The organism is Anaerocolumna sp. AGMB13020, from assembly GCF_033100115.1.
Classification (GTDB): domain Bacteria; phylum Bacillota; class Clostridia; order Lachnospirales; family Lachnospiraceae; genus Anaerocolumna.
In genome coordinates, this window is the sequence record NZ_CP136910.1 from 5,496,266 (window position 1) to 5,509,359 (window position 13,094).

At 38.9% G+C, this 13,094-nt stretch carries 14 protein-coding genes; 13 read left to right on the plus strand and 1 reads right to left on the minus strand.

Translation table 11 applies throughout. The features are described 5' to 3' along the window. Positions 1-149: 149 nt before the first annotated feature. The 5 genes from dnaJ (at position 150) to thiI (ending at position 5,657) form a co-directional block, all read left to right on the plus strand. Complete coding sequence (gene dnaJ / locus R2R35_RS23170; protein ID WP_317732216.1) at positions 150-1,307, plus strand: molecular chaperone DnaJ; 1,158 nt, start codon at positions 150-152, stop codon at positions 1,305-1,307. Positions 1,308-1,415: 108 nt separating this feature from the next. Beyond that, the gene (gene prmA / locus R2R35_RS23175) at positions 1,416-2,369 is read left to right on the plus strand and encodes a 50S ribosomal protein L11 methyltransferase (protein ID WP_317732217.1); all 954 of its coding nucleotides are present in this window, start codon (positions 1,416-1,418) and stop codon (positions 2,367-2,369) included. A 28-nt stretch (positions 2,370-2,397) separates the two neighbouring features. After that, entirely contained in the window at positions 2,398-3,168 is a 771-nt protein-coding gene (locus R2R35_RS23180; protein ID WP_317732218.1) for a 16S rRNA (uracil(1498)-N(3))-methyltransferase, read from the plus strand. Position 3,169: 1 nt separating this feature from the next. Further along, entirely contained in the window at positions 3,170-4,330 is a 1,161-nt protein-coding gene (locus R2R35_RS23185) for a cysteine desulfurase family protein (protein WP_317732219.1), read from the plus strand. Positions 4,331-4,481: 151 nt separating this feature from the next. Continuing rightward, positions 4,482-5,657, plus strand: a complete 1,176-nt coding sequence (gene thiI, locus R2R35_RS23190; RefSeq protein ID WP_317732220.1) for a tRNA uracil 4-sulfurtransferase ThiI — start codon at positions 4,482-4,484, stop codon at positions 5,655-5,657. Between the two features lie 453 nt (positions 5,658-6,110). Here thiI and R2R35_RS23195 read toward each other — a convergent pair whose 3' ends face one another. Continuing rightward, on the minus strand, positions 6,111-6,344 hold the full coding sequence (locus R2R35_RS23195; protein WP_033166614.1) for an HPr family phosphocarrier protein: 234 nt from the start codon (positions 6,342-6,344) through the stop codon (positions 6,111-6,113). A gap of 268 nt (positions 6,345-6,612) precedes the next feature. Here R2R35_RS23195 and R2R35_RS23200 point away from each other — a divergent pair, with 268 nt between their 5' ends. From R2R35_RS23200 to R2R35_RS23235, 8 genes are all read left to right on the plus strand, one after another. Next, positions 6,613-8,067 (plus strand): MiaB/RimO family radical SAM methylthiotransferase, encoded by a 1,455-nt coding sequence (locus R2R35_RS23200; protein WP_317732221.1) that lies wholly within the window; start codon positions 6,613-6,615, stop codon positions 8,065-8,067. 73 nt (positions 8,068-8,140) lie between these two features. Then, a complete protein-coding gene (locus R2R35_RS23205; RefSeq protein WP_033166612.1) occupies positions 8,141-8,401 on the plus strand; it encodes an IreB family regulatory phosphoprotein in 261 nt (86 codons plus the stop codon). A gap of 100 nt (positions 8,402-8,501) precedes the next feature. After that, on the plus strand, positions 8,502-8,948 hold the full coding sequence (ruvX, locus tag R2R35_RS23210) for a Holliday junction resolvase RuvX (protein ID WP_317732222.1): 447 nt from the start codon (positions 8,502-8,504) through the stop codon (positions 8,946-8,948). A 30-nt stretch (positions 8,949-8,978) separates the two neighbouring features. Next, positions 8,979-9,254, plus strand: a complete 276-nt coding sequence (locus R2R35_RS23215) for a DUF1292 domain-containing protein (RefSeq protein WP_317732223.1) — start codon at positions 8,979-8,981, stop codon at positions 9,252-9,254. 143 nt (positions 9,255-9,397) lie between these two features. Beyond that, positions 9,398-9,859, plus strand: coding sequence for a Fur family transcriptional regulator (locus tag R2R35_RS23220; protein ID WP_033166609.1), 462 nt, complete (start codon positions 9,398-9,400; stop codon positions 9,857-9,859). Between the two features lie 88 nt (positions 9,860-9,947). Next, the gene (locus R2R35_RS23225; protein ID WP_317732224.1) at positions 9,948-11,621 is read left to right on the plus strand and encodes a ribonuclease J; all 1,674 of its coding nucleotides are present in this window, start codon (positions 9,948-9,950) and stop codon (positions 11,619-11,621) included. Positions 11,622-11,656: 35 nt separating this feature from the next. Next, positions 11,657-12,070: an endolytic transglycosylase MltG gene (locus R2R35_RS23230; RefSeq protein ID WP_317732225.1), complete on the plus strand. Its 414-nt coding sequence runs from the start codon at positions 11,657-11,659 to the stop codon at positions 12,068-12,070. Between the two features lie 219 nt (positions 12,071-12,289). After that, on the plus strand, positions 12,290-12,943 hold the full coding sequence (locus R2R35_RS23235; RefSeq protein ID WP_317732226.1) for an O-methyltransferase: 654 nt from the start codon (positions 12,290-12,292) through the stop codon (positions 12,941-12,943). Positions 12,944-13,094 lie beyond the last annotated feature (151 nt).

Here is a 13,094-nt window from a genome sequence, read left to right on the forward strand (position 1 = left end):
GCTTGACGATTGTATCATAATTCATTAAAATATGATTTGACTTGTCGAATCGGAGAAAATGCAAAAGTATTACAATAGGCAGTCGAAGGACTGCCTATTTCTCAATATAGAGAATAGAGGTTGTTTTATTTAGGAGGATGGATTAGAGCATGGCAGATAAACGTGATTATTATGAGGTCCTTGGAGTATCCAAGACTGCAACAGAGGATGAAATAAAGAAAGCATACAGACAGCTTGCCAAGAAGTATCATCCCGATGCGAATCCGGGGGATAAGGAAGCAGAAGTAAAATTTAAAGAAGCTTCAGAGGCGTATGCAGTATTAAGTGATGGAGATAAGAGAAGGCAATACGACCAGTTCGGTCACTCTGCTTTTGACGGCGGAGCCGGTGGCGCTGGTGGATTTGATTTTACCAACATGGATATGGGGGATATCTTTGGAGATATTTTCGGAGATCTGTTTGGCGGCGGAAGAACCAGAAGAGCCAGTAATGGCCCCATGAAGGGACCTAATGTCCGTGCCGGTGTAAGAATAACCTTTGAAGAAGCAGTAACTGGCGTTGATAAAGAATTAGATATTAACTTAAAAGAAGAGTGTACTACTTGTAGCGGCTCTGGTGCAAAACCGGGTACCGGAACAGAGACCTGCAAAAAGTGCGGTGGAAAAGGCCAGGTAGTATATACCCAGCAATCCTTATTCGGTATGGTTAGAAATGTTCAGAGCTGTCCTGATTGTAATGGAACGGGTAAGGTAATAAAAGATAAATGTACCGTTTGTTATGGCAGCGGTTATGTGAACAGAAAGAAGAAAATCCAGGTATCCATTCCGGCAGGTATTGATAATGGGCAAAGCATCCGTATCAGGGATAAGGGAGAACCAGGAGTTAATGGTGGCGAAAGAGGAGATCTGCTGGTTGAAGTTACTGTGACACGTCACCCTATATTCCAGAGACAGGAATACGATATTTTCTCAACTGCTCCTATCTCTTATGCAAAAGCTGCCCTTGGTGGTGATGTTAAGATCAGCACAGTAGACGGTGATGTACTCTATACTGTAAAACCTGGTACGCAGACCGATACCAAAGTAAGGCTCAGAGGAAAGGGAATACCTACACTTCGTAACAAACAGGTCAGAGGTGATCACTATGTAACGCTGGTAGTTCAGGTACCTACAAAACTCACAGCTGATCAGAAAGAACTGCTCCAGAAATTTGAGGAAGCAATGGAAGGCAAGAGCGAGACGGAGTCCCACGAAGGTGATAAGGAAAAAGAAAAAGGTAAAAAAAAGTTTTTCGGAAAAGATAAATAAAATCATACAATAGCAGCATTTATCAGTATATCTAACAGCAATCTGCAAAGGAGCAAGGCTGTGAGAGGATATTGGAGAGATGCTGCTTAAGTCAGGAGAAAACAAGAAATGAAATGGGTAAAACTCACTCTTAAGACTCTCACAGAAGCAGTAGAGCTTGTAAGTGACATGCTGATGGAAATGGGTATAGAAGGAATAGAGATTCAGGATAATGTTCCCATAACCGAAAGAGAGCGTAAAGAGTTGTTTATAGACATTCTTCCAGAACTTGATGTATCCAATCATGAGGCATTTATCAGCTTCTATCTGGAGGAAGAAGCCGATGTTGATGCAACTGTGAATGCTGTAAAGGAAGGACTTGCAGAGATATCACAATTTGTTGACACCGGCGCTGGTGAAATCGAGATCTCTGTGACAGAGGACCTTGACTGGATTAATAATTGGAAAGCTTTCTTTAAGCCTTTTCGTTTAGAGGATAATATTGTTATTAAACCAACCTGGGAAGTCCTGACGGATAAAAGAGAGGGAGATATTGTCATCGAACTGGATCCGGGAACTTCTTTTGGAACCGGTTCTCATGAGACTACCAAGCTGTGTATTCTGGCCTTGAGGAAGTATTTAAAAGCCGGCATGCAGGTACTTGATGTAGGTTGTGGCAGCGGAATCCTTTCAATTATTGCATCCAGACTTGGAGCTGAAACCGTCCTTGGAACGGACATAGACCCTCGTGCTGTGGAAGCCTCTGCAGAAAACACAGAAGTGAATGGGCTTACAAGGGAAAAAGTATCCTTTATAAGCGGTGATATTATATCCGATGAGGAAATTAAGAAAATTGCAGGATTCGAAAAATATGATATAGTAGTAGCAAATATTCTTGCAGATATCATTATTCCCTTATCGGGAAAAATTGGTGAACATCTAAAAAAAGGCGGACTTTTTATTAGTTCTGGAATTATCAATACAAAAAAGGAACAAGTGCTCAGCGCCATAAAGAGCAATGGTTTTGAGGTACTCGGCGTGGAAGAGATGGGAGACTGGGTATCTGTAATTGCAATAAAATAAGAGCTTTGATAACGGAAGGGTTAAAGACATGCACCGTTTTTATGTACAGGAGAATCAAATAAATAATGGGGCCGTAACCCTGACCGGAGAAGATGTTAATCATATAAAGAATGTCCTCCGAATGAAAGCCGGGGATGAAGTGGTTCTCTGCAATGGCAAAGGCAGGGATTACCATTGTGTCATAACGGAATTACAAAAAGATGAAGTATTGTTGAAGGTCATCAAAGAGTGGGAGGCAGACACAGAATTAAGAGGTAAGATTTACCTCTTTCAAGGCCTGCCGAAAAAGGATAAAATGGAATTGATTATTCAAAAATCCGTAGAACTTGGAGTTTTTGAGATTGTACCGGTTATGACCCGCAGAACTGTAGTTAAATTAGAAGATGAGAAGAAAGAGCGTAAAAAGCTTGAAAGATGGCAGGCGATTGCAGAAAGTGCAGCCAAACAGTCCCGCAGGGGGATTATACCTCGTGTAACGGAAGTATACTCCTTTAAAAAAGCTTTGGAGTATGCTGCTAAAGTAAATATAAAGCTGATGCCCTATGAAAATGAAAAGGGTATATCCTACACAAAAGAAATCCTTAATCGTATCAGCAGCAATGAGAGTGTAGGAGTATTTATCGGTCCGGAAGGCGGATTTGAAGAGAGTGAAGTGGAGACAGCCAAAAAAAATGGATTTATTCCTGTCAGCCTTGGAAAAAGAATTCTTAGAACTGAGACGGCAGGGTTAACAGCACTCTCTCTTTTGATGATGCAGATGGAAGGTGAAGATTCAATTGGATTAAGGAATGAGGTTTAAGATGGAGATATATTTGGATAACGCCGCAACTACCAGACCCTATGATTCCGTCCGAAGCATTATGCTGGAGACCCTGGATACAGCTTTTGGTAATCCCTCTTCTATGCACGGAAAGGGTTTTGAAGCGGAGAGATATGTAAAAGAAGCAACGGATATTATTGCAAAGAGTTTGAAAGCTGATCCCAAAGAAATTATATTTACTTCCGGAGGGACGGAAAGCAATAATCTTGCCTTAATAGGAGCTGCTTCAGCTCTTAAGAGAAGAGGAAATCATATCATTACTACAATGATAGAGCATCCTTCGGTACATAACCCAGTCCTTTTTCTGGAAGAAAACGGATACCGGGTAACTTATGTACCCGTTGATTCCATGGGAAGAATGAAAGAAGAAGAATTACTGGAAGCCGTAGGGGAAGACACCATACTGGTTTCCTTTATGTATGTTAACAACGAAGTTGGTTCTATTCAGCCCATAAGTGAAATGAGCCGTAAAATTAAAGAAAAGAATCCTAATGTTTGTATACATGTTGATGCTATCCAGGCCTATGGAAAATTTCGTATTTATCCTGCCAGAGAAGGTATTGACTTACTCTCAGCCAGCGGACATAAAATCCATGGTCCAAAGGGAGTGGGCTTTTTGTATGTAAACAGTAAGGTTAAGATAAAACCCGTGTTATTTGGCGGGGGACAGCAAAGAGGAATACGCTCTGGAACAGAAAATGTGCCGGGAATTGCAGGCTTAGGCCAGGCAGTAAAGGAAGGCTTAAGTCATCAGGATGAAATTGTTACGAAATTATACGAAATCAAAGCGTATTTTATTGAAAGACTGAAAGAAATAGAAGGAACTTTTGTAAATTGTACAGAGGAGAATATCAAAAAAACAGCTCCGCATATTTTAAGTGTCAGCTTCGAAGGAATAAAGAGTGAAGTTCTTTTGCATGCTCTGGAGGATAAGGGAATTTATGTTTCAGCAGGCTCTGCCTGTGCCTCCAATCATCCGGGACTAAGCGGCACGTTAAAAGCTGTAGGGTTAAGGAATGATTTACTGGATTCCACAATAAGATTCAGCTTCTCAGGATTTACAACGATAGAGGAGGCCGGACAAGCTATCGAGGCTTTGAAAGAATTGGTGCCGGTATTACGGAAATACAGCCGCCGTTAACAACTGGCCGCGAAAAGTATCACAAAAGTAGAAAAGAAGGCTGTGATATTTGGAAGTGGAAACTTTACGGTTAAGAAATTCTGAGGGAATACCGCCGTAAGGTGCTTTCAACTGATATAGTGCCGTTAAACGGCAGAATGCGAGGATAATAATGTATAAAGCATTTTTGATAAAATATGCGGAAATCGGAATCAAAGGTAAAAACAGATATATTTTTGAGAATGCCTTAAAGGATCAGATAAAGAATGCCTTAAAGGATCTCGGAAATTTTCTGGTGTCAAAAGAACAGGGAAGAATCTATGTTGAATGCCCTGATGAATTTGATTACGAGGAATCTGTTGAGGCCTTAAAAACAGTATTCGGAATTGCCTGGATCTGTCCTGTCATGATAGTGGATACCATTGAATGGGAAGATTTAAAAACTGCTGTAGGTGACTATGTTGACGAAAGATACCCTGACAGGAATTTTACCTTTAAGATGGAAGCAAAGAGAGCAGATAAGAATTATCCTCTGACGACACCTGAGATGTGTATGAAAATGGGTGGTTACCTGCTGGACAGATTTCCGGAATTAAAGGTGGATGTTCACAATCCTCAGGTACGTATCATGGTTGAGGTCAGAACCCGTTCCTATGTGTATTCCGAAGTAATTCCAGGTCCCGGCGGTATGCCAGTTGGAACCAGCGGTAAAGCCATGCTGCTTCTTTCTGGTGGTATCGACAGTCCTGTAGCCGGCTATATGATAGCAAAAAGAGGCGTTGCAATTGATGCAGTCTATTTCCACGCGCCCCCGTATACCAGTGAAAGAGCGAAACAGAAGGTAGTAGATCTTGCGAAGCTTATTTCTCGTTATACCGGCCCTATTAAGCTGCATGTAGTTAATTTTACAGATATTCAGCTCTATATCTATGAGAAATGCCCTCATGAAGAGCTTACCATTATTATGAGACGTTATATGATGCGTATAGCTGAAACGATTGCAGAAGAATCCGGCTGTCTCGGACTCATAACCGGTGAGAGCATCGGCCAGGTGGCAAGCCAGACTCTTCAGAGCCTTATGTCCACCAACGAAGTCTGCAATATGCCGGTATACCGTCCATTAATTGCTTTTGACAAGCAGGATATCGTGACTATTTCGGAGAAGATAAACACCTATGAGACATCAATATTGCCTTATGAGGACTGCTGTACTATATTTGTGGCCAAGCATCCGGTAACAAAACCCAGCGCAAAGGTTATCCGTCATTCAGAGAAGCTGCTGGAGGAAAATATTGAAGCAATGACCAAAACGGCTCTGGAAACAAAAGAAATTATTATGATCAAGTAATATAAGCTTATATCAAATGGAATCTGATTTCAGATGAAAGGCAGTTCTTTTGCTCACATATATCCATTGAAGGAACCTGTTCTATGATTCAATGAACCTATGAGATAGCTTATAGAGAGTTCGTATTTGAATTCATAGGAACAGAATATAGCCGTACAAATAACACTGCCGTATAAATCATACTGCCGTATAAATCATACTGCTGTATAAATCATATTGCTGTATAAATCATACTACCGTATAAATCATACTGCTGTATGATAATACCTTTTAAAAATAAAACTGCTGCAGCCGGATTGACTGCAGCAGGTGTACTAAGGTATCTGAATAAGTATATATACCATTAGGAAGCTTCAACTCTGTGAGTTATGATATCACAAAGTTGAGTAGATAGTTTGGAGGAATAAAAAGAGGATACCTAAGTATCCCCATTAAGTAACCCCTGACCTTTAATTATTCAACAATGTAAGGACTTAAAACGCTAAGAATCTTTTCTACGCTTTCTTCGTTATGAATATTTAAATCAATGGGTTTAGATAAATCCAAACTGAAAATACCCATGATTGATTTTGCGTCGATTACGTATCTTCCAGAAACTAAATCAAAGTCAGTATCAAATTTAGTAACATCGTTTACGAAAGATTTAACCTTATCAATTGAATTAAGAGAGATTTTGACTGTTTTCATATAAACTCCTCCTTTATAATGGATTTAACAGGAATATATCAATTCATACTAATTGTGGTATAATACAAAAAGATATTTATCCTGAAAGATATGCTTTACCTGAATTGGTAACTTATCTTTATACAACTATATACTACAAAATCGTTATTTAAAAGTCAATATACAAAGTAAATAAAAAAATCCGCGGACAAGGACACTTTGCACTAAGAGGCAGCGGCATTTGTAAAACCTTATGCATATCATATAGAAAGACAGGGAATGGATATAGATGGATATTAGTAATTACGAGAAAAATAACCGAAAGACAGTTGCATTTCTTACTCTCGGCTGTAAAGTTAATTCCTACGAAACCCAGGGTATCAAAAAGCTTTTTGAGGAAGAGGATTACCGTGTAGTTGAATTTCATGAAAAAGCAGATGTTTATGTAATCAATACCTGTACAGTAACTAATATAGCAGACAGAAAATCACGTCAGATGCTTCATAAAGCCCGTAAAATGAACGAAGATGCCATTGTTATGGCAGTAGGTTGTTATGCTCAGGCTGCTGGTGAGCAGCTTAAGGAAGATGAAGCTATTGATATAGTGGTAGGAAATAACAGAAAAAAAGATATCATTCATATATTAAAAGCGTATATTGATGATAATACTATAGATAGTGTGATTGATATTTCCGGGAACATTGAGTATGAGGATCTGGAAATACTGGATGTATCAGAGAAGACCAGAGCGTATATAAAGATACAGGATGGCTGCAATCAATTCTGCTCCTATTGTATCATACCATATGCCAGAGGCAGAGTACGAAGCAGATTCAGCAAATCTATTTTAAGAGAAGCCAGGAACCTGGTGGAAAAAGGATACCAGGAAGTTGTCCTGACAGGAATTCACCTGTCCTCCTATGGAATTGATTTTAAGAAGGAAGGGACCTTGGAGACTGCTGCTGTCAAAGCGGCAGATATTCGTGTGCCAGAAGAAGAGCTCGACGGACTGGAGGCTTTTATCAGGGAACCTGGCGATTATGAACCGGGAACTAATTACTATCTTCTGGAGCTGATAAAACAGCTGAATCAGATTGAAGGGCTGAAAAGAATCCGATTGGGTTCATTAGAGCCGAGAATCGTAACAGAAAGCTTTGTGAAAGGTTTGTCTGAACTGGAAACGATCTGCCCTCATTTCCACTTATCTCTTCAGAGTGGCTGTAACAGCACCTTAAAAAGGATGAATAGAAAGTATACCACAGAAGTATACTTAGAAAAGTGCCTGCTGCTAAGAAAATATTTTGCGAATCCAGCTATAACAACGGATATTATTGTTGGGTTTCCGGGTGAAACTGCAGAGGAATTTGAACAGACCAAGGAGTATCTGCGAAAAATACAATTCGCCCAGATGCATGTCTTTAAATTCTCACCCAGAAAAGGTACCAGAGCTGCGGATATGGCAGATCCGGTAAAAGAAGAAACAAAAGCAGAAAGAAGCAATCAGCTGCTGCACCTTGCAGAAGAGATGTCAGAGGACTATAAGAGAAGCTTTATAGGTAAGGCAGAGAAGCTTCTGGTAGAAGAAGAAACCATAATTGAGGGTGAAACCTATCAGATTGGCCATAACGAAAGATACCTGAAATTGGCTGTAAAATCCGAAAAAAGCCTTACAAATCAGATACTTACCGTTAAGGTACAGGAATTTCTTAACAAAGAAATGATGTTTTGTGAAAGTATGGATTGAAATTTGCGAAGTTTTATATTAATATATAAGTAAATACATTGTGCGAAACAGTATCAGCAAAGGACGTGAAGTTATGCAGGAGATTAACAATACACAGTTTTTTAAGGTTCAAAAGGAAAATGAGATATCTGTAAGAGAGATTATTTCTGCCGTATATACAGCCATGACGGAGAAAGGCTATAATCCGGTAAATCAGATTGTTGGCTACATTATGTCCGGGGACCCTACCTACATAACCAATCATAATGGTGCCAGAAGTTTGATTATGAAAGTAGAACGTGATGAAATTCTGGAACAATTACTGAATGATTACATTGACCGTAACCTTAAATAATATGTCAGAAGCCAGAAAGTCCCTTTCTTATGAGGGATTAAGGGGCGTATTCGAACAGGAAGGATTATTATACCGTTTTGTATAATAAAATTTATACAGTATGAGAATTATGGGATTGGATTACGGCTCTGTAACAGTTGGAGTCGCAATTAGTGATGAGCTGCTGATAACGGCACAAGGTATTGAGACCATTAATCGTAAGCAGGAAAATAAATTAAGGCAAACCTTAGCCAGAATTGAAGAATTGATTAAGGAATACAATGTTGATCGTATTGTTTTGGGCTACCCAAAGAATATGAATAATACCATTGGAGAGCGTGCATTAAAATCAGAAGAATTTTCAGAGATGTTAAAGCGAAGAACCGGACTGCCGGTAATACTCTGGGATGAAAGACTGACTACAGCAGCAGCCAATCAGACTTTAATACTTGGTGATGTCAGAAGAGAAGACAGAAAGGCAGTAATTGATAAACTGGCAGCTGTACTGATACTTCAGGGATATCTGGACTATTTAAGCAATAAGCTTAAGTTTGACCTGCCTGACTAAACCTAATACAGGTACAACAGGAGTTGTAACATGGAAGAACAGAAAAATCAAGTGACCTTTATTACAGAAGATAATGAAGAAGTCCAGTTTAATGTGATGGAGCAGACAAAATTAAATGGTTACACCTATTTACTGGTAACAGACTCTCAGAGTGAGGGAGAGGACGGTGTAGCTTATATCTTAAAGGATCTGTCTGCCGAAGGGGATGAAGCATCCCTATATACAATTGTAGAAGATGAAGAGGAAATGAATCTGATAGCGGATATTTTTGAAGAGCTGTTAGAGGATGTTGAATTTGAATCATAGATAATTTATCAGTTAACACGGGGATTATAAAGAAATATTAATAATAAAATGTAATGAAAACGATATAAAGGTGCAATATTTAGTTAGATGAAAGATTTCAGCGATAGTATTACTTATCTATGGAAGCGGAAAGGTGATTGAAAATGCCTGATAAAAAAGATCGGTTTAAAATGCTGTTAAAAGAGAAAGGCCTTAAGGTTACCACCCAGCGAGTTGATATATTGGAGGCCTTAGAGATGAGACCGGATAAGCATTTAACAGCTGAAGAAATTTACGAGATTGTTAAAGAGAAGAATCCGGATATCGGATTAGCTACAGTATACAGGACAATTCAGTTATTGGCTGAATTGAACCTTATTGATAAACTGAATTTAGGTGACGGGTTCATACGTTATGAAATTGGTAATAGGGATGAGGACAGAAAAGGTCATCATCACCATCATCTGATATGTTTAAGTTGTGGAAATGTATTGACCTTCGAAGGGGATCTTTTGGATACCCTGGAAAATCAGATACAAAAATCCATGAGCTTTGAAGTGGTAGATCATGAGGTGAAGCTGTTCGGTTATTGCAAGGAATGCTCAGCTGAAAGAAAAAAAGAATAATCCTGTAAAATCAAATCTAATTAAATATTCCATGCACTTTAAATATAATGGACTTTATTACATAAACTAACCATTGGAGGTGCATTGTTTGAAAGAAGAAAACACAAATAAAAAGGGAGTCAAAGTCATCCCTTTAGGCGGATTAGAACAAATTGGTATGAATATCACTGCTTTTGAATATGAAGACAGTATAATCGTAGTAGATTGCGGTTTGTCCTTTCCGGAAGATGATATGCTGGGAATTGATTTGGTAATACCGGATGTTACTTATTTGAAAGAAAACATAAGCAAAGTAAAGGGTTTTGTTATTACTCACGGACATGAAGATCATATTGGATCTTTGCCATATATCTTAAGAGATATTAACGTACCTATTTATGCTACAAAGCTTACCATCGGCATTATTGAAAATAAATTAAAAGAGCATAACTTATTAAAATCCACCAAAAGAAAAGTGATAAAATACGGACAGTCCATAAATCTTGGCGTATTTCGTATTGAATTTATCAGAACCAATCACAGTATAGCAGATGCTGCTGCACTTGCTATCTTTACCCCCGCAGGACTTATTATCCACACGGGAGATTTTAAGGTTGATTATACGCCGGTATTTGGAAGCACAATTGATTTGCCCCGTTTTGCAGAGCTTGGAAAAAAAGGTGTACTTGCTCTTATGTGCGACAGTACCAATGTTGAAAGACCGGGATATACCATGTCTGAGAGGACAGTTGGAAAAACCTTTGACAATATTTTTGCAGAAAATAATAAAAACAGAATCATTGTCGCCACCTTCGCTTCCAATGTAGACCGTATCCAGCAGATTATTAATTCAGCTGACAAGTACGGAAGAAAAGTAGTAGTTGAAGGGCGAAGTATGGTAAATATCATAGCAACAGCCTCAGAGCTTGGTTATATTACCATGCCAAATAATATCATGATAGATATTGAGCAGATGAAAAACTATCCAGATGAGAAGCTTGTATTAATTACCACAGGCAGCCAGGGAGAGGCTATGGCTGCACTTCCCAGAATGGCAGCTTCAATTCACAAGAAGATCTCCATTAAACCTGGCGATACAGTTATTTTCAGCTCTACTCCTATACCGGGAAATGAGAAATCAGTATTTAAGGTAATCAATGATCTCTCCATGAAGGGAGCAAAGGTTATTTTTCAGGATACTCACGTATCTGGTCATGCCTGCCAGGAAGAAATTAAGCTGATTTATGCATTGACAAAACCCAAATACGCTATTCCTGTTCATGGTGAGTACAGACATCTCATTAAACACAAGGAAGTTGCTCAGGCAATGGGTGTTCCCAAGGATAATGTATTTGTTATTTCCTCCGGTGATGTATTAGAGCTTTCAGATGAGCGTGCCGGAGTAGTGGGCAAAGTTCCTGCTCAGGGTATTTTTGTTGATGGTCTTGGAGTTGGTGATGTAGGTAACATTGTATTACGTGACAGACAGCATCTTTCTGAGAATGGTCTGCTCATAGTAGTAGTGACCCTGGAGAAATATACAAATCAGGTGTTATCAGGTCCAGATATCGTATCCAGAGGTTTTGTATATGTTAGAGAATCTGAGAATCTGATGGACGAAGCCAAAAATGTGGTGAGCGATGCTTTGGATAAATGCTTAAGCAAAAACACCACTGACTGGGGTAAGATGAAGAACGAAATAAAAGACTCCTTAAGTGATTATTTATGGAAGAAAACAAAACGTAATCCTATGATACTTCCTATTATCATGGAAGTGAACTAGGAAAGCTTTTAGGAGATAAAAAGGAGACAGTTTGAATGGCAGCTAAATCGACTACTTCCCGTGTTGCTTTGAAAGTAATCAGCACCATATTGAAGATTTTATTAAATGTATTATTTTATTCGATAGTAATTATTCTGTTGATTAAAGTAAGCGGTATGGCACATGATTTCGGATATCAGGTATTCGGAAAGGTAACAGCCTCAGAGTCCCCCGGACGTGATACGACGATACAGATCAAAAAAGGGGAATCGACCATGAACATCGCCGGCAAACTGGAGTTATACGGTGTTATCGTTAATAAATATTCCTTTTTCTTAAAAGCAAAATTAAAAAAATACAATCTTATGCCAGGTACCTATGAGCTGAATACTTCTATGACTTATGATGAAATCTTCGATATACTGACCACACCGCATACGGAGGAAGAATCAGAGGGCACAGGTGGGTGAAGCAGGAGGAACCGGAAAGTAATAATTACTGGGCCACTGACGGTGCATAAGATAGGTTATAATCTGTACCACACAGGCAAGGAATTTGCATTAGAAAAAAATGCAAGTTGAAATTAAGCCTGATAAAATATATAATGATAATAAGAGGCTGTCTTTCCTGATGATTTTTATGTCATTCAAGAAGAACAGCCTTTTAACAGGTAAAGGATTGGAGTACTTATGATAGTAGATGAACGTATTACAGCATATATAAATTCCTTAAGCAATGAATTACCGCCTTATCTTGGAAAGTTAGAAAAAGAGGCATTAAAAGAGGAAGTACCCATAATCAGAAAAGAGACCCAATCCCTCCTGCAATTTCTTATAGCCATGAAAAGACCTGCACACATCCTGGAGGTGGGAACTGCCGTGGGTTTTTCTGCGCTTTTGATGAGTGAATGTATGCCGGATAATTGTGATCTCACTACCATAGAAAAAGTTGAAATCAGACTGATAAAAGCCAGAGAGAATCTAAAATCCAATGACAAGGCTTCAAGAATTCGACTATTGGAAGGTGATGCATTGGTAGTTTTGAAAGATTTGGCAAAGGCTGAGGCTGGTTATTACGACTTTATTTTTATGGATGCTGCCAAGGCTCAGTATATGAATTATCTGCCGGAGGTCTTGAGATTAATGGGACCTGGCTGCCTCCTGGTAACGGACAATGTATTGCAGGATGGAACAGTAGCTCAGTCAAGATATGGTATAACAAGGAGAGACAGAACCATACACACCAGAATGAGGGAATATCTGTATACTCTGACCCATTCGGAGGAATTGGATACTACCATCTTATCCGTAGGTGATGGAGTTACCTTAAGTATAAAGAAATAAGAACTATAAAACTATAAATGAGGATATCTCAACAAGTATTAGCTTGAAAAATAAGCCTTGAAATAAAGGCTTTGCAGAATAAGAACATTGTTGGGTAATACAAAGTAAAGCAATATTGCTTTAGTTATAGCTTTCTTAACATGAAGAGATT